This window comes from Streptomyces sp. NPDC048566, assembly GCF_043199735.1.
Classification (GTDB): domain Bacteria; phylum Actinomycetota; class Actinomycetes; order Streptomycetales; family Streptomycetaceae; genus Streptomyces.
Genome location: NZ_JBICWL010000002.1, coordinates 318,330 through 342,373, shown reverse-complemented (window position 1 = coordinate 342,373; position 24,044 = coordinate 318,330). Strand labels below are relative to the sequence as shown.

The window sequence follows — 24,044 nt, the reverse complement described above, 5'->3', positions numbered from 1 at the left end:
CAGCGCATACGCTGGGCCGATGCAGGACGAGTACCGCACCGTGGCCCGGGCGGGCGTGCACGAGACCGAGATCAACCGCTCGCGTTTCCTGTGCGCCCTCGCCCCCGCCGCCACCGAGCAGGAGGCCCAGGAGTTCATCGCCGCCGTCCGCAGACGGCACGCCGACGCCAGCCACAACTGCTCGGCCTACGTCATCGGCGCCGACGCGGCCGTGCAGAAGGCGAGCGACGACGGCGAGCCGGGCGGAACGGCCGGCGTTCCCATGCTCCAGATGCTGCTGCGCCGTGACATGCGCTACGTCGTCGCCGTCGTCACCCGCTACTACGGCGGGGTCAAGCTCGGTGCCGGCGGGCTGATCCGCGCCTACGGCGGCTCCGTGGGCGAGGCGCTGGACGAACTGGGCACCGTCACCCGCCGCCGGTTCCGGCTCGCCACGGTCACCGTCGACCACCAGCGGGCCGGGAAGGTGGAGAACGACCTGCGCTCCACCGGACGCGCGGTGCGTGACGTTCGTTACGGCGAGGCCGTCACCATCGAACTCGGACTGCCGGACGGCGACGTGGACGCCTTCCGCGCCTGGCTGGCCGACGCGACCGCGGGAACGGCCCGCCTCGAACTGGGCGGTGAGGCCTACGGGGACGTGGAACAGTCCGGATGAAAGCCGCGAATCCACCGCCTCCGGACGCGGTCGGAGCCGGCCGGTACGGGAGTAACCGCCCGTGATGTCGGACCCGCCGGTTACCCTTCGGGGATCATGAGGTTCCTGCACACGTCCGACTGGCATCTGGGCCGCGCGTTCCACCGGGTGAACCTGCTCGACGCGCAGGCCGGGTTCGTCCGCCACCTCGTCGCCACCGCGCGCGAGCGCGAGGTGGACGCCGTGGTCGTCTCGGGAGACGTGTACGACCGGGCCGTCCCGCCGCTCGCCGCCGTCCGGCTCTTCGACGACGCCCTGCACCGGCTGGCCGACCTCGGCGTCCCCACCGTGATGATCTCGGGGAACCACGACTCGGCGCGCCGGCTCGGCGTCGGCGCCGGGCTCATCGACCGGGCCGGCATCCACCTGCGGACCGACGCCGCGGCCTGCGGCACCCCCGTGGTGCTCACCGACGCCCACGGCGACGTCGCCTTCTACGGTCTGCCCTACCTCGAACCGGCACTGGTGAGGGACGAGTTCGGGGTGGACAGGCCCAGCCACGAGGCCGTGCTGGCCGCGGCCATGGACCGGGTCCGCGCCGACCTCGCCGCCCGCGCCCCGGGCACCCGCTCGGTCGTCCTCGCGCACGCCTTCGTCACCGGCGGCGCGGTGAGCGACAGCGAGCGGGACATCACCGTCGGCGGAGTCGCCTCCGTGCCCGCCGGTGTCTTCCACGGCGTCGACTACGCCGCACTGGGCCACCTGCACGGCAGCCAGACCATCGGCGAGCGCGTCCGCTACTCCGGCTCCCCGCTGCCGTACTCTTTCTCGGAGGCCGGCCACCGCAAGAGCATGTGGCTGGTGGACCTCGGCCCCGACGGCTCCCTGGACGCCGAGCGCGTCGACTGCCCCGTGCCGCGCCCGCTCGCCCGGATCCGCGGGCACCTGGAGGACCTGCTCGCCGACCCCGCCCTGGCGGGGGACGAGGACGCCTGGGTCGAGGCCACCCTCACCGACCCCGTGCGGCCCGCCGACCCGATGGCCCGGCTGGCCGAGCGCTTCCCGCACACCCTCAGCCTCGTCTTCGACCCCGAGCGCGCCGAGCAGGAGCAGGACGTCTCCTACGCCCGCCGGCTGGCCGGCCGCAGCGAGCAGGAGATCGCCGAGGACTTCGTCGCCCACGTGCGCGGCGCCGGACCCGACGGCGACGAACAGGCCGTGCTGAGGGACGCGTTCGACGCCGTGCGCGCCGAGGAGACCGTACGGGAGACCGCCCGGTGACCATCCGGCCCCGTCACCGAGGACCGTCGGGCGCCCGCACGTGCCGCGCGGCCCGCCCGGACACCGAGAGGACCCGATGAGGCTCCACCGCCTGGACATCACCGCCTTCGGCCCCTTCGGCGGCACCCAGCGGGTCGACTTCGACGAGCTGTCCGCCGCGGGACTCTTCCTGCTGCACGGCCCGACGGGCGCCGGCAAGACCTCCGTCCTCGACGCCGTCTGCTACGCGCTGTACGGCGCGGTCCCCGGCGCCCGGCAGGGCGCCGGACAGGGTCTGGGCCTGCGCAGCGACCACGCCGCCCCCGCCACCCGCACCGAGGTCCGCCTCGAACTCACCGTCGCCGGGCGCCGCCTGGAGGTCACCCGGCAGCCGCCCTGGGAGCGCCCCAAGAAGCGCGGCACCGGCACCACGACCGAGAAGGCGCAGAGCACGCTGCGCGAGCGCGACGCCGCCTCGGGCGACTGGAGGGACCTCAGCCGCTCCCACCAGGAGATCGGCGAGGAGATCACCCAGCTGCTCGGCATGAGCCGGGATCAGTTCTGCCAGGTCGTCCTGCTGCCCCAGGGCGACTTCGCCCGCTTCCTGCGCGCCGACGCCGAGGCCCGCGGCAAACTGCTCGGCCGGCTCTTCGACACCCACCGGTTCGCCGCGGTGGAAGCGCGGCTCGCCGAGCGGCGGCGCGCCACCGAGGCTCAAGTGCGCTCCGGGGACGCCGCGTTGCTCGCCGACGCGCACCGCATGCACCAGGAGGCCGGAGACACCGACGGCATGCCCTTCCCCGAACCGGCGCCCGGCGATCCCGGCCTCGCCGCGTCCGTGCTGGCCTGGGCGGCGGTGGCCCGCAGCACCGCGCGCGAGCGGCTGACCATCGCCCACTGCGCGCGGCGGGCGGCCGAAGCGGCGCAGGCCGCCGCCGACCGGGAACTCGACGGAGTACGGGAGGTCGACCGGCTCCAGCGCCGGTTCGCCGAGGCGCGGGAGCGGGCCGCGCGTCTGGAGGACCGGGCCGACGACCACCGTGCCGCCCGCACCCGCATGGAGCGCGCCCGCAAGGCGGAGGCGGTCGCGCCGGCCCTCGACCTGCGGGAGGCGGCCGAGAACGAGCGACGCGCGGCGGCCGAGGCGGAGACGCGCGCGCGTGCCGCGCTGCCGGACGGCTTCGCCGGAGCGAGCGCCTCCGGACTCGCCGCCGCCGCGCGCAAGGCAGCGGAGGAACTCGGCGGGCTGGAGTCGGCGCGCCGTGCGGAGCGCCGACTCGCCGAACTCGGCGCGGAACGCTCGGCGCTGGACCGCCAGGAGCGCGCCGACGAGGACGTCCTGCTGGAGGCCGAGACCTGGCTGGCCGACTGGGACGGCGTCCGGGCGGACATCGAGCGGCGGATCGAGACCGCGCAGGAGGCCGCCGCGCAGGCCGAGCAACTCGGGGCCCGGCGGGAGTCGGCGGTCAAGCGGCTCGACGCGGCCCGGCTGCGCGACCGGCTCGGACGCGACACCGAGGACGCCCACGAGCGGACCCTCGCCGCGCGCGAGGAGGCGGCGGCGGCCCGCACCCGCTGGCTGGACCTGAAGGAGCAGCGCCTGCGGGGCATCGCCGCCGAACTCGCCGCCGAACTCGCCGACGGCGAGGCCTGCGCGGTCTGCGGCGCCACCGAGCACCCGGCGCCCGCGCGGAAGATCGCCGGACACGTCGACCGCGCCGCCGAAGAAGGCGCCCTCGCCGCCTTCCAGCGAGCGGACAAGGAGCGTGCCGAGGCGGAACGCGGGCTCGGTGTCGTCCGCGAGGCCCTGGCCGCCGCGACCGCCGAGGCGGGCGACACCCCGACCACACGGCTCGACGAGGAAGCCGAGGAGCTGGAACGGCGGCTCGACCGGGCCCGCGCGGCCGCCGCCGGGCTGCACGCCGCACGCGAGACACGCGAGCAGGCCGAGCGCGAGCACGGGCAGCGGCTCACCTCCCAGCAGGAGGCCGCCCGCCGTGTCGCCTCGCGCGCCTCGCTCCGGGACGCCCTCGACCGCGAGCGGGTCCTGCTGGACCGCGAGCTGGAACAGGCGCGGGGTGCCGCCGCCAGCGTGGCCGTCCGCGCGGAGCAGCTGGAACGTCGGGCCGCCCGCCTCGCCGAGGCCGCGGACCGTGCGCGCGCCTGCGAGGAGACAGCGCGGCGGCTGAAGGACGCTGACGCACGGCTCGCCGACGCCGCCTTCCGCGCCGGGTTCGAGCACCCGCAGGCCGCGGCGGAGGCCCTGCTCGACGACCGGGCCCACCGCGACCTCCAACGGCAGCTCGACTCCTGGCAGTTGGAGGAGTCCGCGGTACGCGCCGTGCTCGCCGAGGCCGACACCGCCGACGCGGCCCGCCGCCCGCCCGCCGACCTGCCCGGTGCGCAGGAGCGCGCCCAGTCGGCGCGCCGCCGGCTGCGCGAAGCGGCGTCGGCGCAGGACGCGGAGGCCCGTCGCTGCGCCGAACTGGACGCCCTGTCCGCCCGCGCAGCCGCCGGCGTGCTGCGGCTGGCCCCGCTGCGCGAGGAGTACGACCGCGTCGCCGGCCTCGCGGGCCTCGCCGCGGGCACCTCCGCGGACAACGAACGCCGGATGCGCCTGGAGTCCTACGTCCTGGCCGCCCGCCTGGAACAGGTCGCCGCCGCCGCGACGGTACGGCTGCACCGCATGTCCGCCGGGCGCTACACCCTCGTGCACTCCGACGACCGGGCCGGACGCGGCCGCAGCGGGCTCGGGCTGCACGTGGTGGACGCCTGGACCGGACGCGAGCGCGACACGGCGACCCTGTCAGGCGGCGAGACCTTCTTCGCCTCCCTCGCCCTCGCCCTCGGGCTCGCGGACGTCGTGACCGACGAGGCCGGCGGGGTGCGGCTCGACACGCTCTTCATCGACGAGGGTTTCGGAAGCCTCGACGACCGGACCCTCGACGAGGTTCTCGACGTCCTCGACTCGCTGCGGGAACGCGACCGCAGCGTCGGCATCGTCAGCCACGTCGCCGACCTGCGCCGCCGCGTCCACGCCCAGCTGGAGGTCGTGAAGGGCCGGACCGGCTCGGTCGTGCGCCGGCACGGGGCCGACGGCTGAACCGGACGCCGGACGCGCAGGCGTCCGCCCGCGTCTGCGCGGGCGGACGGGTCACCGGCGAGGTCCGCCCGCGGATCCGCGGGCGGGCGACACGGGCGTCAGTGGCCCAGCGGACGCCGGGGCAGGGGCGAGGAGTAGACGACGCTCGTGGTCACCGCGCCGAGTGCGCCGATCTTCCCCGACACCGCCTCCAGGTGGGTCATGGAGCGGGCCGCCACCTTGATCACGAAACAGTCGTCGCCGGTCACGTGGTGGGCCTCCAGGATCTCGGGCGTCGCCTCGACGAGGTCGTGGAAGGGCTTGTAGTTGCCGGTCGGGTACCGCAGCCGCACGAAGGCGAGGATCGGCAGGCCCAGGCTCTCCGGGTCGACCACGGCCGCGTAGCCCCGGATGACACCCGCCTCCTCCAGGCGCCGGACCCGTTCGGTGACGGCGCTGGCCGACATCGAGACGGCGCGGGCGAGGTCGGCGAAGCTGGCGCGGCCCTCCCGCTGGAGCACGTCGAGAATGCGCCAGTCCGTGGCGTCCGGGGAATGCGTGGTCATCTTCCATGACTACCAGCCCGATCCCCGGAGGATCAAGAGGGATGCCGTGGATCGTCCCTTCAGGGACCGGCCCGCGGCCCGTAGATTTCCGGTCGGGAGGTCCCGCGGAGGGGTGCGCGGATCGCACCGGGGTGGCGACGAAGGCACCGGGGCGGCGGGACACGGACGAAGGGCCGGACCATGACATCCCCTGCCGACAGCACGACGACCGCAGCGGAAGGCCCCGATCGCGCGGCCCCGGCGGCCCCGGCCACCGGGACGCCCGCGGGGCGCCCCGTCGCCGCTCGCGCGGTGACCTCCCGAACGGCCGCGGCGGACTCCGGGGACGTCCCGGCGAACCCCGTGCTGCGGGTGGCGCCCGCCCCGCCGGAGGTGGCAGCCGCCCACTTCGGAGCCAGTCTGGCCTTCCACGCGGACGTGTCGGACGTGGCCGCGGCCCTCGCCGGCGAGGGCGACCCCGGCTTCGTGGTCCTGGACTCCCGCTCCACCGCGTCCTGGGACCAGGGCCACGTCCCCGGAGCGGTCCACCTGCCCACCGCGCTCATCCCCGAGCAGGCCGGCCGGCTCCTGGACCCGTCGGTGCCCGTGGTCACCTACTGCTGGGGACCGGGCTGCAACGGCGCGACCCGCGCGGCCCTCGCCCTCGCCGAACTCGGCTACCGGGTCAAGGAGATGCTCGGGGGGTTCGAGTACTGGGCGCGCGAGGGCTTCCCGTTCGAGACGTGGCAGGGGCGCGAGCGCCGCGCCGCCGACCCCCTGACGGCACCCGCCGACGCGGCCGACTGCGGCTGCTGACACCTGCCGGTGACGCCGGGGGGACGCGGCAGCCTGCCGCCGCGAACCGCCTCAAAGGCCGCTCGGCCGGGCCGCGGTCCGCGGACCGACCGGCCACCGGCCGCGAGACGGCCGCCCGCTGGAGGGATGTCGTGGGCGGCCGTGCGGCCGCGGAAGGAGGTCGTGCGGCTTCCGGAGGCCGGGGACCGTGCCCCGGTCCCGTCGTCCTCTTCGACGCCGCCCGGCCCGGCTCCCGCGGCCGCACCGGCCACCCGAGCCCGCCGCTCGCCGCGGGTCGGTACGCGGTCCGCGCCGCCCCCGTCGAGCCGGGACCCGGGGTGCGGGCCGGAATCGTCCGGCTGCGCGGGCCCGCCGCCCGACGGGGCGGCCCGGCGCCTCGGGCCGGGCCGCCCCGCACCGCGCCGTCAGAGCCGGGACAGCTCCTCCACCAGGTCGTCCAGTCCCAGGGAGCCCAGGGACAGGGCGGCCATGTGCCACGCCTTGGCGTCGAAGGCGTCCCCGTGGCGCCGCTTGGCGTTCTCCCGGCCCAGCAGCCAGGCCCGTTCACCGATCTTGTAGCCGATGGCCTGGCCGGGCATCGTGAGGTAGCGGGTCAGCTCGCTCTCCACGAAGTCCGCGGGCCGGCTGCTGTGCGCGCCGAAGAACTCCTGCGCGAGGGCCGGTGTCCAGCGCTCGCCCGGGTGGAAGGGCGAGTCGCCCGGGATCTCCAGTTCGAGGTGCATGCCGATGTCGACGATGACCCGGGCGGCCCGCATCATCTGCGCGTCGAGGTAGCCGAGCCGCTGCTCCGCGTCGGTGAGGAAGCCGAGTTCGTCCATCAGGCGCTCGGCGTAGAGCGCCCAGCCCTCGCAGTTGGCGCTGACCCGGCCGACGCCGGACTGGTAGCGCGACAGGTCCTCGACCACGTGCACCCACTGCGCGAGTTGCAGGTGGTGACCCGGCACCCCCTCGTGGTACCAGGTCGACACGAGGTCGTAGACCGGGAAGCGGGTCTGTCCCATCGTGGGCAGCCAGGTGCGCCCCGGGCGGGAGAAGTCCTGCGAGGGGGCCGTGTAGTAGGGGGCGGCGGCGCTGCCGGGCGGTGCGATGCGCGACTCCACGCGCTTCACCCGCTCGGCCAGTTCGAAGTGGGTGCCGTCCAGGGCGGTGATCGCCTCGTCCATCAGCCCCTGGAGCCAGGCCCGGACCTCGTCGACGCCCTCGATGTGCCGGCCGTGCTCGTCGAGATGGGCCAGCGCGACCCACGGGGTCGCCGCCCCCGGCAGGATCTTCTCCGCCTCCGCGCGCATCTCCGCGAGGAGCCGGTGGTACTCGGCCCACCCGTACGCGTACGCCTCGTCCAGGTCGAGGTCCGTTCCGTTGAAGTAGCGCGCGAGCCGGGCGTACCGCTCGCGTCCCACCGTCTCGGGGGCGCCCTCGATGGTCGGCGCGTACACGTCCCGCATCCAGTCCCGCAGCGACACCAGGGCCTGCGTCGCGGAGCGGGCCGCCGCGTCGAGTTCCGCGCGCAGGCTGCCGGGGCCCGCCGCGACGAAGTCCTCGAACCAGCCGAGGCCCTGCCCGTCGGTGTCGGACCACTCGGTGAGCTGCTCGACGAACGTGGCGGCCGGGCGCGGCGCCGCGTACAGCTTGCGGTCCAGGCCGAGGGCGAGCGACTCCCGGTAGCCGGCGAGCGCGGCCGGTACCGCCCGCAGCCGCCGGGCGACCGTGGCCCAGTCCTCGTCCGTCCCGGTCGGCATCAGAGTGAAGACCTGCCGCACGGAGTGCACGGGGGTGTGCAGGTTGCCGACCGCCCGCAGCCCCTCGCCCGCGTCGTGCACGGCGAGTTCGGCGGTGAGCCGCTCCCGCAGCAGCCTGCCGCAGCGGCGCTCGACGTCCCGCTCGGCGCCGGGCTGCCGCTCGGCCTCGTCGAGCCGCGCGAGGGTGGCGCGCGCCAGCTCGGCGACGGCCTCCTGGCCGGCGGGAGAGGTGTCGGGGAGCCTGCCGTAACTCTCCGGGACACCGAGGTAGGTGCCGAGGACCGGGTCGAGGGCGGTGAGCTCGTCGACGTAGGCGTCGGCGACCTCGCGGGGCAGCGGCTTCTTCGTCTCTGACATGCGCACATCCTCGTACGGCGAGGCCCGCCGCGTCAGCCCCGGCCCGGGCCGCCGCACCCGGATCAACCGGATTTCGCCGCCGCCGAGGAGCCCGCCGCGACCGGCGGCAGCAGCGGACCGCAGTCCCACTGCTGGAAGATCAACCGTGTCTCGACGCGCGCCACCTCGCGCTGCGAGGTGAACTCGTCCAGCACCAGTCGCTGGAGATCCGCCATGTCCGCGACCGCGACGTGCACGAGGTAGTCGTCCGGGCCGGTGAGGTGGAAGACGGTCCGGGACTCCGGCAGCACCCTGATGCGGTCGACGAAGGGACCCACCAGCTCGCGGCGGTGCGGCCGGACCTGCACGGACAGCAGGGCCTCCAGACCGCGCCCGAGCTTCGCCGGGTCGAGCCGCAGCTGATGGCCGAGAATGACTCCCGCCCGCCGCAGCCGGGTCACCCGGTCCAGGCACGTCGACGGCGCGACGCCCACCTGCGCCGCGAGATCGCGGTACGTCGTCCGTGCGTCGTTCTGCAACAGCCGCAGCAGATGAAGATCGACCGGATCGAGTACGACGGAATCGGCCATGGCGCGAACGTAACACGGGATGCTCCGCTCGAACCCCGTCGGGTGTTCAGGCTTCCGCCCATGGACTCCGTTGTGTACGACACCCAGGACGCATACGACGCCGACGCCCGGAGCGGTGAGCAGGGGACCGGCGGCCCGGCCCGGCGCCGCTCGCTGGCCACCGAGGCCGTGCACGCCGGACGGGAGGATCTCGCCGCGCTCGGGCTGCACGCGGCGCCGATCGACCTGTCCACCACCTACCCGTCCTACGACAGCCGCGGGGAGGCCGCCCGTATCGACGCCTTCGCGGCCGAGGGCGCCGAACCCGAGGGCCCGCCCGTCTACGGCCGGCTCGGCAACCCGACCGTCGCCCGCTTCGAGACGGCGCTGGCCCGCCTGGAGGGAACGGAGAGCGCGGTCGCCTTCGCGAGCGGCATGGCCGCGCTGAGCGCGGTCCTGCTCGTCCGCAACGCGATGGGCCTGCGCCACGTCGTCGCCGTCCGCCCGCTCTACGGGTGCAGCGACCACCTGCTGACGGCCGGACTCCTCGGCTCCGAGGTCACCTGGGTCGACCCGGACGGTATCGCCGGTGCCCTGCGCCCGGACACCGGCCTGGTGATGGTCGAGTCGCCGGCCAACCCGACGCTGGCGGAACTGGACCTCCGGGCCGTCGCGCGCGCCTGCGGTTCCGTCCCCCTCCTCGCCGACAACACCTTCGCCACGCCCGTGCTCCAGCGCCCCGCCGAGCACGGCGCCCGGCTGGTCCTGCACAGCGCGACCAAGTACCTCGGCGGCCACGGCGACGTCATGGCGGGGGTCGTCGCCTGCGACGAGGAGCTGGCCCGGCGGCTGCGGCAGGTCCGGTTCGCCACGGGCGGTGTGCTGCATCCGCTGGCCGGCTACCTCCTCCTGCGGGGTCTGTCCACCCTGCCGGTCCGCGTCCGGGCCGCGTCCGCGACCGCCGCGGAACTGGCCCGCAGGCTCGCCGGCGACCCCCGCGTGGAGCGGGTGCACTATCCGCGCATCGGCGGCGCCATGATCGCGTTCGAGGTGCACGGCGACCCGCACGAGGTGATCGCCGGAGTCCGGCTCGTCACCCCGGCCGTGAGCCTCGGCAGCGTCGACAGCCTCATCCAGCACCCGGCGTCCATCAGCCACCGCATCGTCCCCACCGAGGACCGGCACGACTCCGGGGTCGGCGACCGCCTGCTGCGCATGTCGGTGGGCCTGGAGGACGTCGAGGACCTGTGGGCCGACCTGGACGCGGCGCTGGGCCGTACCGGCGGAGCCTGAGCCCTCGCGGGCGGCGGTCCGGGGCGCGCCGCCCGGCCGCCCCTTCCGCCACGGAGGCGCCCGGGGCGGTGGTCCGCCGTGCACGCACGGCGGACCACAGGATTGTCCCGTCATCCGCGGCGGGCGCACGACGACGGCCACGGCACCCCGCCGCGTTGCCGGACCGCCCGCATACACCCGGTACGAGGACGGCCCTCCGCCGTGCGATGCGCCGCATCCGACCTCGCGCGCCTATCCCCCGGGGATGACGGGGCAGCCCTCGGCCGGCGTGTGACGCGCCGTCCGGCGCCCGGCGGCGGGGGAGCGGGCCCGGTGACGGCGGCGCACCGCCGTCACCTCTCACCGTGCGGCGACGGGCCCGCCCGCGCCGGCGGTGTCGAACTCGGCGGGCCCGGGCCGGGATCAGTCCCGGACGGCCCGCCGGGCGCCGCGGGGCCGGGCCTCGTCCGTGCCGTCGGCGGGAGGCGGCGGGGCGGTCGGCCGTGCCGCCGCCAGGCGGGCGGTGATGACGAGGGTGCCCTCCTCGATCTGGTAGTCCAGGGGCAGGCCCAGGCCGCGCATCGCGGCGACCATGCCGGTGTTGGACGCCTGCGTGACGGCGTACACGCTCTCGCAGCCGGCCTCGGCGGCCATCGCCACGAGCCGGCCGACGAGTTCCCTGCCGATGCCGCGCCGCTGCCAGTCGTCCTCCACCAGGACGGCGACCTCCGTCTCGTCGCCGTCCCAGAGGAGATGGCCGAGCCCGACGATCCGTCCCGAGGCCGTCTGCACCGCGAGCGTCCGGCCGAAGCCGGGGCTGAGCAGGTGGTTGAGATAGCGGTCCGCGTCGCCGACCGGGCCGTGGTAGCGCATGCCGAGCGTCCTGGGCGAGCAGCGCTCGTGCATCGCCTTCGCGGCCTCGACGTCGGAGGTGTCGGCGCGCCGCACGGTGATCGCGTTGCCCTCGGGCAGCGTCAGCCGGTCCCGGCCGCCCGGGACGCGCGGACCGAGCCGTGCGTCCAGTTCCACTAGGGCCCGCGCCCGCGCGAACTCGGTCGGGGTGAACGGCAGGTAGGGCCGCTCCACGGTGATCACCCCGCCCTCCGGCGCCCGCAGGCGCATCACCGTGTCCTCCAGGGCGCCTTCGACGGGGGCGCCCGGCGCCACGCGTCCGGAGAGCGGTGACGTGGCGGGCAGCGACCGGATCGTGACCCGGCCGAGCAACTGGCGCAGGGCGAGGGGGAGTTCGGAGGCGTCCAGGGCGGTCCGGGTGGCCAGTCCGAGCACGCGGGTCGGCACGTCCACCAGGTCGTGGGCGTCCGCCCGCTCGATCCAGGTGCCCGTTCCGCCGGCCCGGGCGACGTCGCGGGTGATCTCGGCGGTGGCGAGTTCGGCCGGTGCGCGCAGCAGGAGTTCGTCCACCGTGCCGTCCGCCAGCGGGTGGGTCTGGAGGCTCAGGATGTCCACCCCGCGGTGGGCGAGGGCCGCGCAGAGCCTGGCCAGGGAGCCCGGGGCGTCCTGGACCGTGGTGCGCATCCGCCACAGCACGGTCTCCTCGCCGGCCCCCCGCTCCGCCCGGTCGTCGGACGACCCGGCCGCTCGCTCGGCGGCGAGCGGCCGGGTGCCGGTATCGCCCGCCGGAGGAGCGTGCCCGTGGCGGCGTGCCCACCAGGTGTGGAAGCCGGCCGTGGCCGCCAGGACGAGGGCGGAGGTCACCAGCAGGGCGGGGCCGTCCGGGCCGTGCCCGATCAGGTTGGCGACGCCGTCGGCGACCGCGACGGCCGTGAACAGCGCGGCGAGTTCGACGACGTCGCGCCGCCAGTGGTGGACGGGGCGTCCGTGCTTCGCACGGGTCACATCAGACATGTCTGGAGTCATACCGACACTGTGAAGGAACGGTGTTGCGTGATCACGAACGCTTTGTGACTGATCGGTTAAGTGTCGCTCTGCCCGTTTTGTAGTTCTTTTTTGCGGGTTTTTACTTCACGCCCGCACGGGGCCGACGCACCACGCCACGCCCCACCGCCGTATGACGGTGGATCGGACGGCCGCCACCAGGCCCTCGGGTGACCGGACACCGCCGGCGGCGCCCCGGTCCGCGACCTGCGCGGAGCCGCGCACCGGGGGATGACTCCGGTGCGCGGCGGACCCTGTGAGGGTACGGGATCGGCCTGCCGTGCCCGGGCCCCGCGACGGGTGCGGCACCGGCCGGCCCGGTGCCGGCCGCTACTGGCCGACCTGCCCCGGCCGCAGCCGCCGGATGTACAGCACCGACCCGTCCTGCTCCCTCAGCCGTACCGTCGGCTCACCGCTGCCGCCGTCGATGTCGACCTCGCCGAAGAACTGGTAGCCCCCCGCCGGCGAGACGTTCGACGCCGTCGGCGCCTTCACGAACACCCGCGGCGGACCGCGAGGGATGGGCGACGGAGCACGCCAGGCAGGTGCCGTGGCACGCGCGGTTCCGCGTCGTCGGGCAGCAGGAACACCGCGTGGTCTGTGCAGCGGCGACACCGTCTACGCGGACGGCCGATCGCGGCCGCGGCTGCGCCGCCCGGCGGGGGCACCGGGCGCAACATCACGACGGAAGAGAAGCCGTACGGCTCACGTGTCCGCCGCACGGCCGTCCTCGGCGTGCACCGCCCGCGCCAGCCGTTCGATGCCCTCGTGAATGCGTGCCGGCGACAGATGCGCGTAGCCCAGCACCAGCCGCACGCCACCCGGTTCGGCCGCCCCGTAGTGGGCCGCCGACCTGATCGCCACCCCTGCCTCCGCCGCCCGGCGAAGAAGACGCTCCGGCGGTCCGTAGCGGTCGGGGAGGGCGGCGACGGCGTGCAGGCCCGCCGCGACACCGGAGACCGTCGTGCCGGGGAAGTGCTGCGCCAGGGCCTCCACCAGCGCGTCGCGCCGCTCCCGGTAGGCGCGCTGGCAGCGCCGCAACTGCCGGTCGTAGTCGCCCCGTTCGACCAGGCGGGCCAGGACCGCCTGGTCGAGCACCGGGTTGCCGAGGTCCATGGTGCGCTTGCGCTCGACGACCTCCTCGACGAGGGACGAGGGAACGAGCAGCCAGCCCAGCCGCAGCCCCGGAGCGAGCGACTTGCTGACCGAGCCGGTGTAGGCGACCCGTTCCGGATCGAGCCCCTGGAGGGCGCCCACCGGCGCACGGTCGTAGCGGAAGTCGCCGTCGTAGTCGTCCTCGATCAGCAGTCCGTCCACCCGGCGCGCCCAGTCGAGCAGTTCGGCGCGGCGACGCGCCGAACAGGCGATCCCGGTGGGGAACTGGTGCGCCGGGGTCGTCACCACGGCCCGCAGCTCCGCGCGCCGCAGCGGTTCGACCGCGAGCCCCTCGCCGTCCAGGGGCAGCGGGACGGCGCCGAGCCCGGCCGCGGCGAACAGCGCCCCGTGCTCCGGGCTCCCGGGGTCCTCGACGCCCACTTCGCGTGTCCCGCGCGCGTACAGTACGCCGGCGAGGAGGGTCAGCGCCTGCGCGACCCCCGAGACCACGATCACGCGATCCGGGTCGGCGACCACGCCGCGACGGCGGCCGAGGAGGGCGGCGAGGGCGGCCCGCAGCGCCGGCAGACCGCGCGGATCGGGGTAGCCGAGCGCGGTGTGGGGGAGCGCGTCCAGCACGCTGCGGTGCGCGGCGGTCCACGCGGCACGCGGGAACAGGGACAGGTCGGGCGTCCCGGGCACGAAGTCCGCTCGCAGCCCCGCCGGGCGCGGGGCGTGGTCCCGTGGGGACGGCGCGACCGGGCGGGCCGCGCCGCCGACCCAGGTGCCCGCTCCGCGGCCGCTGCGGAGATAGCCCTCCGCGGTCAGCTGCTCGTAGGCCTCCGTCACCAGCCCCCGGGACACGCCGAGGTCCCCGGCCAGGGCGCGGCTGGACGGGAGCCGGGTCCCGGAGGGGAGCCGCCCGGACCGCACCGCCTCGCGCAGCGCGGCCTGGAGGGCACGTCCCCGGGAGCGGGGCGCCGCCGCGGCGGCCGGCAGCAGCAGTTCCCAGGAGGCCGCCCACGGGGCCGGGCCCGGGAGCCCGGCGTCCGGCCGCTCGCCGTGATTGGTCCCCGATGAGGTCATGGAAGTGGACCTTAAACCGGTCCGTGCGCGCTCCTAGCGTCGCTCCCATGAACGCCACCCCCACTCGCGGCGCCGCGCTCGCCGCCCTGGCCTGCGTCCTCGTCGGCGGTTCCTTCACCGCGAACAGCCTCCTCGGCACCTACCCGTACGCCGGCGGGCAGTTCCTCCGCTACGGTCTCGCCTGCGTCCTGCTCGCGCCCCTGGCGGGCCGGCGGGCGGCGGACCGGCTGCGGCTGCTCGGCCCCCGGGGCTGGGCGCGTCTCGCGCTGCTCGCGGCCGTCGGCATGGTCGGCTTCAACCTCGCCGTGCTGGCCGCCGAGCGCACGGCGGAACCGGCGGTGCCCGGGGTCCTCGTCGGCTGCGCCCCCGTCGTCGTCGCCGTGCTGGTACCGCTCCAGGAGGGACGCCGGCCGCGGCGCCGCGTGCTGTACGGGGCGTCGCTCGTGGCGCTGGGAGCCTGCACCGTCCAGGGGTGGGGACGCACCGACGGCGCCGGCATCGCCTGGGCGGTCGGCGCGCTGGCCGGGGAGGTCGGCTTCGCCGTTCTGGCCGTCCCCGTGCTGCGGGTGCTCGGCCCCCGGCTGCTGTCGGCCGCCGTGTGCGGGTGCGCGGCCGTCGAGTCGGCGGCGGCGGGTCCGGTCCTCGACGGGAGCGGCATGCCGCGCATGCCGGACGCCACGGAGGCCGCCGCCCTGCTGTGGCAGGCGGTGGTGGTCACCGTGGTCGGGTTCGTCTGCTGGTACACGGGCATGCAGCGGATCGGCGCGGAGCGGGCCACGCTCTTCTCCGGGCTCATCCCCGTCGCCGCCGCCGGCACCGCCCCCCTCGTCGGCACCGGTGGCTACGGGCCGGCCCAGGCGCTCGGCAGCGCCCTCGTGGGGGCCGGAGTGGCCCTCGGGTCGGGGGCGTCGGACTTCCTGAGGGTGCGGCGCGCCGGACGCGGATCGCCCCGCGCCGGCGGTCGGCGCCCGGCCGGCGTCCCGGCGGGGGCGCCGCCCTCAGCTGCTGCCGTCCAGGAGGACGCGCGCGACGAGGGCCGGATCGTCGCTCATCGGGACGTGGCCGCAGCCGGGCAGCCGCACCAGCCGGGCGCGGGGGATGACCTGCTTGGCCCGGACTCCCTGGCGCCGCACCAGCAACCGGTCCCGCGTTCCCCAGGCCACGGTCACGGGAAGGGCCGGAATGTCGTCGGTGAACTGGACCGTCGTCCCCGCCCGCAGGGTCTCGGTGAAGGCCTCGGCGTGTGCCAGCGCGAGGGTCTCGGCGACGACGGCCTCGGGTGAACGGCGGCCGGGGCGGGCGTAGATGCTGCTCGTCAGCACCGCCCGCCCGGCGGCGGAACGGGCGAGCCGCTCGACGACCGGGACGGGCATCCGCCGGGCGGCCTGCCGCATGGCGAGCAGCACACCGAAGGCGTACCGGCGCTCGACCGGCGACCAGAAGCCCGCGGGTGAGAACGCCGTCACCGACCGCACGCGCTTCTCGCGGCCCAGCTCCAGGGCCAGCAGCCCGCCCAGCGAGTTGCCGGCGACGTGCGGACGGTCGATGCCGAGCGCCTCGCACAGCGCGCCGAGCACGGGCACCACGGTCGAGAGGTCGTGGGTCAGGCCGTCGGGCAGGGCGGGGGACGCGCCGAAGCCGGGGAGGTCGACGGCGATGACGTCCCGTTCCGCCGCGACGAGCGGCACCACCGGGTCCCATGCCTGCCGGTGGTGCCCGATCCCGTGCAGCAGGAGCAGCGGCTGCCCACTGCCCACGCGCGCGTAGGACAGCGTGACCGTCCGCGGGCCGCGCGGGGAGGGGACACGGAAGGAGACCGTCTCGGACATGGGCTGCTCCTAGTCTGGGACGCCGGTGTGGCCTGATGCGTAGACAGCTTGTCAGCAACTCCTACCGGCGGGTAGCCCCCGTTCGGCACCGGCCGCACCGGCCGGGCCCCGGCCGGAGATCGCCTGGACACGGCCGGGCGGTGTCCGGTGGGATGGCGGGGTGGAAATCGACACGGCTGCCGACGTCTTCGAAGAGCACCGACCGGTCCTGACGGGCGTGGCCTACCGCATGCTCGGGCGGGTCGCCGACGCCGAGGACGTCGTGCAGGACGCGTGGCTGCGCTGGTCCGCCGCGGACCGGTCCGACGTGCGCGAACCACGCGGCTGGCTCGTCCGCACCACCACCCGCCTCGCCGTGGACCGGCTGCGCCAGGTCAAGGCCCGCCGCGAGGCCTACGTCGGGCCCTGGCTGCCCGAACCGTACGTCACCGACGTCGCGGCTATTGGCGCGGACGCCGCCGAGCGCGCGGTCCTCGCCGACACCGTCTCCCTCGCGGTCCTCGTCGTCCTGGAGTCGCTCTCGCCGCTGGAACGCGCGGTGTTCGTCCTGCGGGAGGCGTTCGGCTACCCCTACGCCGACATCGCGGCCGTCCTGGACCGCGAGGAACCGGCGGTACGTCAGCTCGCCGGGCGAGCCCGCAGGCACGTCGAGGAGCGGCGCCCGCGCTACACGGTCGACCCCGCCGAACGCAGGGACCTCACCGAACGGTTCCTCGCCGCGGCGGTGGACGGGGACCTGGAGGGGCTGACGGCCCTGCTGGCGCCGGACGCGCGTCTCGTCGGCGACAGCGGAGGGCTCTCCAAGGCTCCGCTGCGGGTGCTCGAGTCGGCCGGCAAGGTCGGCCGCTTCATCGTCGGAGCGGGCCGCAAGGGTCTGCCCGGCCTCACCTTCCGCCTCCTCGAACTCAACGGCGGGATCGCCGTGCTCGCCCTGTCCGGCGATAAGCCCGACACCGTCTTCCAGTTGGACGTCACCGACGGGCGCATCGCCTGCGTCTACGTCATCCGCAACCCCGAGAAGCTGGCGTCCCTCGAGGTCCGCTGACCGTCTCCCGCGCCCCGGTCCACGCCGCCGCACTCCGAAAGCCCCCCGCCTTCCCGGCCGGGGGCTTTCGGCGTCATGTCGGGAACGTCGCCCGGTGCGAACACCCCGTGAACCCTCCGCCGCATCGCGCCTCCCGGGTTCCCCAAGGATCGAGGATTGGTCTTGACCAAGGGTGGGGGCAGCTCTATGGTCGCAGGGTTAGTGCAGGAACCTTTAATAAACAAGGGCGCTAAAACGCCGCCGGGACACGGCGATTGCGGAGGACAGGGTGGGGACCACGCAGTTGGAATCGGTGCCGGAACCGAAGTACTGGCATCTCAAGACCGTGCTCAGCGAAGCGCTGGACTCCGAGTTCACCGTGGGCGAGATCCTGCCCAACGAGCGTGATCTGGCCGCCCGGTTCGGTGTCGCGCGGGCCACCCTGCGCCAGGCGCTCGAACAGCTCGAACTCGAAGGACGCCTGCAGCGGCGCCGGGGCGTGGGCACCACGGTCGCCCCGCCCCGCGTCGGCGTGGCCGTCGGAACGGGGCAGCAGGTGTGGCCGGGGGCGGCGGGGGACGCCTGGCAGGCCGCGGACTGCGTCGTCGCCGCGCCCCCCGCGCAGGTGGCGGGCGTCCTGGAGACCGCCGCGGACGAGGTGGTGCACACCGTGCGCCGCTCCCGGATGACGCACGGTCAGCCCGTCGCCGCCGAACTGCTCTACGTCCCGGCGTCCTCGGTGCCCGCCCTGTCCGCCATCGACGCGCCCTCGGGTGCGGCACGCGCGCGTGCCGTCCTGCGCGAGTTGCAGCGGCTGGAGCTGGAGGGGCAGGCGCGCTCCGTCGAGCTGGGCTCGGCGCGCGCGGACGACGCCAGGGAACTCGACCGGCTGCCCGGCGCGCCGGTCCTCCTCGTCACCACCCGCTTCCTCGCCGGGGGCCGCACCGCCGCGGTCTCCGTGGCCACCTACCGCGCCGACACCTGCCGGCTCACCTTCGGGGACTCCGGGGACGTGGAGATCCACCACGACCCCGAACGCCGCGCCTCCTGAACCGCCGGCTCCGCCCGGCGGTCCGGGCGGGCGGCCTCGCCCCGTCCGCCTCGCACTCTCCACGACCCCACCGGGGCGCGGGCGGCCGTGCCACCGCGCGGGGCGCGGGCGGGACGTCCCGGAGGGAGCCGCCGTGTGGCGGACACCGGACGGGGCGCGGTCCCCTGGCGCGGAGCGCGGCGGCCGTCAGCGGCGGGCGGTCACCGTTCCCTCGACGGCGAACAGCTGTTCCTCGACGTGGTCCAGGGCCAGCCGCAGGGCCCCCGTCGCGATGGCCGCCTCGCCCAGCACGGACAGGGTCACCGCGGGCGGGCGCAGGCAGTAGCGCGCCAGCTCCCGCCGCAGGGGCTCCAGCACACCGTCCAGGCCGGCCGCCCAGCCGCCGATGACGACCAGTTCGGGATCGAGCGCGAGGACCAGAGCCGCCACGTCGTGCACGAGCCGCTGGATGAACCGGTCGACGGCGGCGCGGGCGCGCTGGTCGCCGTCCCTGGCCAGGGCGAAGACCTTGGCGACCGCCTGCTCGTCCAGGGGGTGCAGCGGCTCGTCCGTGGTCGACAGCAGCGTCTCGGGCGTCACGTCCCGCCCCAGCAGGTGCAGCGCCCCGATCTCGCCGGCCGCGCCGCCGTACCCCCGGTGCAGCCGCCCGCCGATCAGCGAGCCCGCGCCCGGGCTCAGCCCCGCGAGGACGAACACGACGTCGTCGGTCTCGGTCGCCGCGCCCTTCCAGTGCTCGGCGACCGCCGCCGCGTTGGCGTCGTTCTCGACCAGCACCGGGCACCTGAACGAACGGCTCAGGCGCTCGCCCAGCGGCAGGCCCGTCCACTCGGGCAGCGCGGTGCCCAGGCGCACCGTGCCGTCCGCCTCGACGATGCCGGGGCTGCCGACCCCGACCGCCCGCAGGGAGCTGCGCGCCACCCCGGCGCGGCGCAGCAATTCGGCGACGGTGCCCCGCAGCCGCTCCAGCCGCTCGTCGGCGGACGCCGCCTCGTCGACGTCCTTGGCCATCGTGCCCAGGACGCGGCCGTCCAGGTCCGACAGGAGTGCGGCGACCCGGTGCGGCCCGATCTCCAGGCCCAGCAGGTGTCCCGCCTCGGCCCGGAACCGGTAGCGGCGCGCCGGTCTGCCCTGACGGCGGGCGGCGCCCTCCTCGGCCGCCTGCTCGACGACGAGCCCGTTCTCGATGAGTCCTTCGACGACGCCCTCGACCGTGGGCCGGGACAGCCCCGTCACCCGGGTGATCTCGGTGAGCGTCGCGCAGTCCGCCGCACGCAGGGCGTGCAGCACCACCGCGGAATTGATCCGTCGCAGCAGAGAGGGATCCCCGCCGGTCAACCGCCCCAACGTCCGTCCTCCCAGCTCGTGCGCGTGTTGGCCGGATCGTACTCGGCGCGGGGGAGCCCGGCGAGTGCCGGGGGCCGTTTCCTCGTCACGAGTCGCTCACGGCCCGGATCTGAAGGCCCCCCGTGTACCGTGCCGGCCGGGCGCGGGGGGTGGCGGGAGCGTGGAGCCACCGTGCGCGCCGACGGAGGACCGCCGTCGCCGAGGGCGGAGGGGACCGGCCTCCGGCCGTCCCGGAGCGGCACGTCACGGGACCTGTGCGCCACGGCCGTCCCTGTCGTGCCGGCCGTCCCCGGGGTGGGGATCGTGCGGCCGCGAGCGGGGTCCCGGCGCCGTCTCGCGACGACCGCTGCGCGGAGCGTGGGCGCGCGGCCGGCGCCCGGTGGGTCCGGCGCCGGGACGCCGGACGCGCGCACGCCCGACGGCGGCGGGTTTCTGACGCCTCACCAATTGTCAGTGGGGCGCGCTTTACTGGAGGCCATGACCATCGCGCGGCAGCTCGCCACGATCGACCGGCTGTGTTCCGAGGACTTTCCCGCGGAGCACGGCCGGTCGGCCGCGGGCACCGCGGGCCCCGGATATCACCTGGCCGAGTTGGCGACGAGCGAGGACTTCCGGGAGACCGACGGCGCGGCGCGTGCGGAGACGGAGGAGCAGTTCGAGGCGGAGCGGGACGGTCTCGCGCAGCTGCTCGCCCGGCGCTGGGGCCCTCCGGAACCCGTCAGCCTGGCGGCCCTGCCGGAGCGGTCGGCGCGCGGCGAGGACATACCCGAACCCTGGGCCGCGCTGAGCGCGCACGTGCCGGACGTGCACCTGTGGAGGCCGGCCGGCGCGCACGACCGCTGGGTCGCCCTCGGCGTCTCGCAGTGGGGCAGTGACCTGCCCTACCAACTGCTCGCCCTGGTCACCGAGATAGATCCGCCCTGACCCGGGTGCGGGCCGCCGGGCCCATCCCGTCCCGGCCGGCGGGGGAGAGGGGGACGGGCCGCGTTGCAGCGACGGGCCCGGCCGTGTCAGGGCCTCTCGGCGGCCGACCGCAGCCTGCCGTACTCCTCGGCCATCGTGGCCACGGTCCAGTGGGCGTTGAGCCCGCTCGGGTTGGGCAGCACCCACACCCGGCTCGACCCGATCGTCCGCTCCTGCGGGCCGATGCGGGCCCGGCGGTCCTCGAAAGCCGCCCGGTACGCGGTCACACCGACGACGGCCAGCCACCGCGGGCGGAGCCGGATCACCTTGCGGGCGAGCAGCCGCCCACCGGCACGGAACTCCTCGGCACTCAGCTCGTCGGCGCGTGCCGTCGCCCGCGCCACCACGTTGGTGATGCCGAGCCCGAGGCCCGGCAGCTCCCCCTGCTCGGCCGGCTTCATGAGCCGCGGGGTGAACCCGGAGCGATGCAGCACGGGCCAGAAGCGGTTGCCGGGGCGGGCGAAGTGATGTCCCGTGGCCGCCGTCATCAGGCCCGGGTTGATCCCGCAGAACAGGACCGAGAGGCCGTCCGCGACGACGTCCGGCACGAGCCGGTCGCGGGCGGCCTCCAGGTCCTCGGGGGTGAGGCGCGTCAGAGGATCGCCCCGGGCGTGTAGCCGGCCGCCTCGGGGTGCTGCTTCACGACCTCCTCGACCCGGGCCACCACGGCGGCGACCTGGTCGGCCGCGGCGCCCGTGAAGGAGAGCTTGTCGGCCATCAGTTCGTCCAGCGCGGCCCGGTCCAGCGGGATGCGCTCGTCCGCGGCGAGCTTGTCCAGCAGTTCGTTGCGCTCCGCGCCCTGCTCGCGCATCGCCAGCGCCGACGCGACCGCGTTCTCCTTGATCGCCTCGTGGGCCACCTCGCGGCCCACCCCGGCGCGCACGGCACCCATGAGGACCTTCGTCGTCGCGAGGAACGGGAGGTAGCGGTCCAGCTCACGGGCGACGACGGCGGGGAAGGCGCCGAACTCGTCCAGGACGGTCAGGAAGGTCTCCAGCAGGCCGTCCAGCGCGAAGAACGCGTCGGGCAGCGCGACGCGGCGCACCACCGAGCAGGACACGTCGCCCTCGTTCCACTGGTCGCCCGCCAGCTCGCCCGTCATCGACGCGTAGCCGCGCAGGACGACCATCAGGCCGTTGACGCGCTCGCAGGAGCGGGTGTTCATCTTGTGCGGCATCGCGGAGGAGCCGACCTGGCCGGGCTTGAAGCCCTCGGTGACCAGTTCGTGCCCGGCCATCAGCCGGATCGTCTTGGCCGTCGACGAGGGCGCCGCCGCCAGCTGCACCAGCGCGGTCACGACCTCGTAGTCCAGGGAGCGCGGGTAGACCTGGCCGACGGAGGTGAACGCCTGCGAGAAGCCCAGGTGCCCGGCGATCCGGCGCTCCAGCTCGGCCAGCTTCGCCGCGTCGCCGCCCAGCAGGTCCAGCATGTCCTGGGCCGTGCCGACCGGGCCCTTGATGCCGCGCAGCGGGTAGCGCCCCAGGAGTTCCTCGACGCGGCCGTGGGCGACGAGCAGTTCGTCGGCGGCGGTCGCGAAACGCTTACCGAGGGTGGTGGCCTGCGCGGCGACGTTGTGCGAGCGGCCGGCCACGACCAGCTCGGCGTACTCGCCGGCGAGCCTGCCGAGCCGGGCGAGCACGGCGACGGCGCGGTCCCGCATCAGCTCCAGCGAGAGCCGGATCTGCAGCTGCTCGACGTTCTCCGTGAGGTCCCGCGAGGTCATGCCCTTGTGGACGTGCTCGTGCCCGGCGAGATCGTTGAACTCCTCGATCCGCGCCTTCACGTCGTGCCGGGTGACCTTCTCGCGCTCGGCGATGGAGGCCAGGTCGACCTGGTCCAGAACACGCTCGTAGTCGGCGAGGGCGGCGTCCGGCACCTCGATCCCGAGGTCCTTCTGGGCCCGCAGCACGGCGAGCCACAGCCTGCGCTCCAGCCTCACCTTCTGCTCGGGGGACCAGAGCGTGGCGAGCTCGGCGGAGGCGTAGCGTCCGGCGAGGACGTTGGGGATACGGGGCTTTGCGGGCGCGGCAGTCACGTGTACGGAGCATACCGGCTGCGCAGCGGCGGTCCCGTACCGCGGGGTCGGGCCCCGGGGTACCGGGCGGGCGGCGCCGGGGCGGCGCTCACGGGCCGCGGGAGCGGAGCCCTCCCGGTCATGATCCCGAGCGGGGCGGGCGCGTCTCGTACCACGCCCGCGCACGCGGGTCGGCGGGGGGCCGCTCGCTGCCGACCACGGCGCGCAGACCGCCGTAGGTCTTGGTGGTGAAGCGGTCGCGGGCCAGGGTCAGCTCGGCGGTGACGAGCTGGTTCCGCTCGTCGTTGACCTCCTCGATCTCCTGCATCAGCTGGGCGTTCCTGGCGCGGAGCGCCGCGTTCGCGTTGCGGGCCTCGTCGAGTGCCCGCGCATGACTGCCGAGCCGCAGCGCGGTGAGGGTGGCGCTGCGCGCCAGGGCCTGCTCCCGCCGGGAGAGGTCCGCCTCGCGCCGTTGCAGCTCCTGCTCCAGCAGCCGCCGCTGCTCCGCCAGCGCGCCGAGGTCCTGCCGTGTACGGGCGTCGGCCTGGCGGAGTGTGTGGCGCAGCAGGGCGGCCAGCAGCCCCGCGACGCCCGCGGTCAGGAGAGTGCCCCCGACGGCCGCCAGCTCCCACGTGTGCTGCCAGACGCCGTCGCCCACGCAGGCCCCGCCGGCCGTGCAGCCGGCGGTGGAGGCGCTTGCCAGTCTGTACGCCACGTTCCGTTACCCCCTTGCCGTGGCCCCCCGGTCGTCCTCCGCGTCGAGATCCCTCTGGAGTTCGATCGCCTGGACGATGTTCCCGTTGAGCATCGTGCGGATTCTGAAATCGGTGAGCCCCCAGGCGTCCATGGCCTCCTCCGGCGTGGGCGGCGCCGGCGCCGCCCCGCGTGCCGCCGGACGGGGCCCGTGTTCCGGGGAGAGCATGCCGCTGTTGACCAACATCTCCCGTTGGTCGAGGCCGAGTACCGACGCCCATGTCGTCAGCTGCGAGGGGAGGGGGAGCGTCTTGCCCTCCAGCGTTCTGCTGATCGTCGTCAGGCTCACTCCGATCGCGACGGCGAGCTGGGCCCGGCCGCCTGCTCGTGGGCGGACGTCGTACCCGGCCGCTGTCGCGGCCCTCGTGAGGTACTCGCCGACCCTCCGTGCGAGAGCTTGTCGCTCACCGCGGGACTCGTGGGGGGACTCTTCCATGCTCCGCATGGATCGGAGACTAGCGCGCACGTATGCAACTTGCACATGACTTGCACGAGTTCATCGTCGCAGGTCGATCGGTGTCGAGGCGTCACGACAGGCCAAGGGGTAAGGCTCGTACGTAAGTTCACGGTCAAAAGTCGTGCAGCCGTACCGGTGAAGCAACTTGCGTGCGCGTGCGCACGTTGCATATGTTGCATGACTGTGAGTTAGTCGCACGTATGCAAGTCCTGGTCGCGGGGGATTTCTGCGCACCGTTCCCGCGCCGGCTCGATCACGCCGCGGAGCCGCGGAGCG

Annotated in this window: 19 protein-coding genes and 2 pseudogenes; 9 read left to right on the top strand and 12 right to left on the bottom strand. The window is 75.3% G+C overall.

The genetic code is table 11. The annotated features are described in order from the left end of the window. The first annotated feature begins 19 nt into the window (after positions 1-19). The 3 genes from ACGFS9_RS05345 (at position 20) to ACGFS9_RS05335 (ending at position 5,000) form a co-directional block, all read left to right on the top strand. Positions 20-658, top strand: a complete 639-nt coding sequence (locus ACGFS9_RS05345) for a YigZ family protein (protein ID WP_393250979.1) — start codon at positions 20-22, stop codon at positions 656-658. 96 nt (positions 659-754) lie between these two features. Next, on the top strand, positions 755-1,918 hold the full coding sequence (locus ACGFS9_RS05340) for an exonuclease SbcCD subunit D (protein ID WP_393250978.1): 1,164 nt from the start codon (positions 755-757) through the stop codon (positions 1,916-1,918). A 76-nt stretch (positions 1,919-1,994) separates the two neighbouring features. After that, a complete protein-coding gene (locus tag ACGFS9_RS05335; RefSeq protein ID WP_393250977.1) occupies positions 1,995-5,000 on the top strand; it encodes an AAA family ATPase in 3,006 nt (1,001 codons plus the stop codon). Between the two features lie 98 nt (positions 5,001-5,098). Here the strand turns inward: ACGFS9_RS05335 and ACGFS9_RS05330 are convergent, their stop codons facing one another. Continuing rightward, positions 5,099-5,545, bottom strand: a complete 447-nt coding sequence (locus tag ACGFS9_RS05330; RefSeq protein ID WP_393250976.1) for an Lrp/AsnC family transcriptional regulator — start codon at positions 5,543-5,545, stop codon at positions 5,099-5,101. Between the two features lie 291 nt (positions 5,546-5,836). Between ACGFS9_RS05330 and ACGFS9_RS05325 the strand changes: the two genes are divergently transcribed. Next, positions 5,837-6,340 carry a rhodanese-like domain-containing protein gene (locus tag ACGFS9_RS05325; protein ID WP_393250975.1) on the top strand — a complete coding sequence of 168 codons (504 nt, stop codon included), beginning with the start codon at positions 5,837-5,839 and terminating at the stop codon, positions 6,338-6,340. 404 nt (positions 6,341-6,744) lie between these two features. Here the strand turns inward: ACGFS9_RS05325 and ACGFS9_RS05320 are convergent, their stop codons facing one another. Both ACGFS9_RS05320 and ACGFS9_RS05315 read right to left on the bottom strand, forming a co-directional pair. Beyond that, the gene (locus tag ACGFS9_RS05320; RefSeq protein WP_393250974.1) at positions 6,745-8,436 is read right to left on the bottom strand and encodes a DUF885 domain-containing protein; all 1,692 of its coding nucleotides are present in this window, start codon (positions 8,434-8,436) and stop codon (positions 6,745-6,747) included. A 62-nt stretch (positions 8,437-8,498) separates the two neighbouring features. Next, a complete protein-coding gene (locus tag ACGFS9_RS05315) occupies positions 8,499-9,005 on the bottom strand; it encodes an Lrp/AsnC family transcriptional regulator (protein WP_393250973.1) in 507 nt (168 codons plus the stop codon). A gap of 60 nt (positions 9,006-9,065) precedes the next feature. Between ACGFS9_RS05315 and ACGFS9_RS05310 the strand changes: the two genes are divergently transcribed. Continuing rightward, positions 9,066-10,277 carry a trans-sulfuration enzyme family protein gene (locus ACGFS9_RS05310; RefSeq protein ID WP_393250972.1) on the top strand — a complete coding sequence of 404 codons (1,212 nt, stop codon included), beginning with the start codon at positions 9,066-9,068 and terminating at the stop codon, positions 10,275-10,277. A gap of 402 nt (positions 10,278-10,679) precedes the next feature. Here ACGFS9_RS05310 and ACGFS9_RS05305 read toward each other — a convergent pair whose 3' ends face one another. The 3 genes and pseudogenes from ACGFS9_RS05305 to ACGFS9_RS05295 all read right to left on the bottom strand — a co-directional run bounded on the left by ACGFS9_RS05305 (position 10,680) and on the right by ACGFS9_RS05295 (position 14,333). Further along, positions 10,680-12,122: a GNAT family N-acetyltransferase gene (locus tag ACGFS9_RS05305; protein WP_393250971.1), complete on the bottom strand. Its 1,443-nt coding sequence runs from the start codon at positions 12,120-12,122 to the stop codon at positions 10,680-10,682. A 360-nt stretch (positions 12,123-12,482) separates the two neighbouring features. Continuing rightward, positions 12,483-12,665: pseudogene (locus ACGFS9_RS05300) on the bottom strand (alkaline phosphatase); the annotation flags it as partial. Between the two features lie 192 nt (positions 12,666-12,857). Further along, entirely contained in the window at positions 12,858-14,333 is a 1,476-nt protein-coding gene (locus tag ACGFS9_RS05295) for a PLP-dependent aminotransferase family protein (protein WP_393250970.1), read from the bottom strand. On the opposite strand from ACGFS9_RS05295, the pseudogene ACGFS9_RS05290 reads away from it, so the two are divergent. Next, positions 14,324-15,217: pseudogene (locus ACGFS9_RS05290) on the top strand (DMT family transporter); the annotation flags it as partial. The gene ACGFS9_RS05295 and the pseudogene ACGFS9_RS05290 overlap by 10 nt on opposite strands. Positions 15,218-15,331: 114 nt before the next feature. Here the strand turns inward: ACGFS9_RS05290 and ACGFS9_RS05285 are convergent. After that, positions 15,332-16,162, bottom strand: coding sequence for an alpha/beta fold hydrolase (locus tag ACGFS9_RS05285; protein ID WP_393250969.1), 831 nt, complete (start codon positions 16,160-16,162; stop codon positions 15,332-15,334). Positions 16,163-16,322: 160 nt separating this feature from the next. Here ACGFS9_RS05285 and sigJ point away from each other — a divergent pair, with 160 nt between their 5' ends. Both sigJ and ACGFS9_RS05275 read left to right on the top strand, forming a co-directional pair. Continuing rightward, complete coding sequence (gene sigJ / locus ACGFS9_RS05280) at positions 16,323-17,207, top strand: RNA polymerase sigma factor SigJ (protein WP_393250968.1); 885 nt, start codon at positions 16,323-16,325, stop codon at positions 17,205-17,207. Positions 17,208-17,475: 268 nt separating this feature from the next. Continuing rightward, on the top strand, positions 17,476-18,237 hold the full coding sequence (locus tag ACGFS9_RS05275; protein WP_393250967.1) for a GntR family transcriptional regulator: 762 nt from the start codon (positions 17,476-17,478) through the stop codon (positions 18,235-18,237). Between the two features lie 186 nt (positions 18,238-18,423). Here the strand turns inward: ACGFS9_RS05275 and ACGFS9_RS05270 are convergent, their stop codons facing one another. Beyond that, complete coding sequence (locus tag ACGFS9_RS05270; RefSeq protein WP_393250966.1) at positions 18,424-19,581, bottom strand: ROK family transcriptional regulator; 1,158 nt, start codon at positions 19,579-19,581, stop codon at positions 18,424-18,426. Between the two features lie 477 nt (positions 19,582-20,058). On the opposite strand from ACGFS9_RS05270, the gene ACGFS9_RS05265 reads away from it, so the two are divergent. Continuing rightward, positions 20,059-20,505, top strand: a complete 447-nt coding sequence (locus ACGFS9_RS05265) for a hypothetical protein (protein WP_393250965.1) — start codon at positions 20,059-20,061, stop codon at positions 20,503-20,505. Between the two features lie 86 nt (positions 20,506-20,591). Here ACGFS9_RS05265 and mug read toward each other — a convergent pair whose 3' ends face one another. The 4 genes from mug to ACGFS9_RS05245 all read right to left on the bottom strand — a co-directional run bounded on the left by mug (position 20,592) and on the right by ACGFS9_RS05245 (position 23,756). Next, positions 20,592-21,140: a G/U mismatch-specific DNA glycosylase gene (gene mug, locus ACGFS9_RS05260; RefSeq protein ID WP_393251272.1), complete on the bottom strand. Its 549-nt coding sequence runs from the start codon at positions 21,138-21,140 to the stop codon at positions 20,592-20,594. After that, positions 21,137-22,579 (bottom strand): adenylosuccinate lyase, encoded by a 1,443-nt coding sequence (gene purB, locus ACGFS9_RS05255; protein WP_393250964.1) that lies wholly within the window; start codon positions 22,577-22,579, stop codon positions 21,137-21,139. Before purB ends, mug begins: the two co-directional genes overlap by 4 nt. A gap of 118 nt (positions 22,580-22,697) precedes the next feature. Further along, positions 22,698-23,273, bottom strand: coding sequence for a hypothetical protein (locus ACGFS9_RS05250; protein WP_393250963.1), 576 nt, complete (start codon positions 23,271-23,273; stop codon positions 22,698-22,700). A 6-nt stretch (positions 23,274-23,279) separates the two neighbouring features. After that, complete coding sequence (locus ACGFS9_RS05245) at positions 23,280-23,756, bottom strand: transcriptional regulator (protein WP_393250962.1); 477 nt, start codon at positions 23,754-23,756, stop codon at positions 23,280-23,282. Positions 23,757-24,044 lie beyond the last annotated feature (288 nt).

Coding starts and splice junctions, on each gene's coding strand:
- ACGFS9_RS05345 (WP_393250979.1), top strand. CDS start 20: ATGCAGGACGAGTACCGCACCGTGGCCCGGGCGGGCGTGCACGAGACC.
- ACGFS9_RS05340 (WP_393250978.1), top strand. CDS start 755: ATGAGGTTCCTGCACACGTCCGACTGGCATCTGGGCCGCGCGTTCCAC.
- ACGFS9_RS05335 (WP_393250977.1), top strand. CDS start 1,995: ATGAGGCTCCACCGCCTGGACATCACCGCCTTCGGCCCCTTCGGCGGC.
- ACGFS9_RS05330 (WP_393250976.1), bottom strand. CDS start 5,545: ATGACCACGCATTCCCCGGACGCCACGGACTGGCGCATTCTCGACGTG.
- ACGFS9_RS05320 (WP_393250974.1), bottom strand. CDS start 8,436: ATGTCAGAGACGAAGAAGCCGCTGCCCCGCGAGGTCGCCGACGCCTAC.
- ACGFS9_RS05315 (WP_393250973.1), bottom strand. CDS start 9,005: ATGGCCGATTCCGTCGTACTCGATCCGGTCGATCTTCATCTGCTGCGG.
- ACGFS9_RS05310 (WP_393250972.1), top strand. CDS start 9,066: ATGGACTCCGTTGTGTACGACACCCAGGACGCATACGACGCCGACGCC.
- ACGFS9_RS05305 (WP_393250971.1), bottom strand. CDS start 12,122: ATGTCTGATGTGACCCGTGCGAAGCACGGACGCCCCGTCCACCACTGG.
- ACGFS9_RS05295 (WP_393250970.1), bottom strand. CDS start 14,333: ATGACCTCATCGGGGACCAATCACGGCGAGCGGCCGGACGCCGGGCTC.
- ACGFS9_RS05285 (WP_393250969.1), bottom strand. CDS start 16,162: ATGTCCGAGACGGTCTCCTTCCGTGTCCCCTCCCCGCGCGGCCCGCGG.
- ACGFS9_RS05265 (WP_393250965.1), top strand. CDS start 20,059: ATGACCATCGCGCGGCAGCTCGCCACGATCGACCGGCTGTGTTCCGAG.
- ACGFS9_RS05245 (WP_393250962.1), bottom strand. CDS start 23,756: ATGCGGAGCATGGAAGAGTCCCCCCACGAGTCCCGCGGTGAGCGACAA.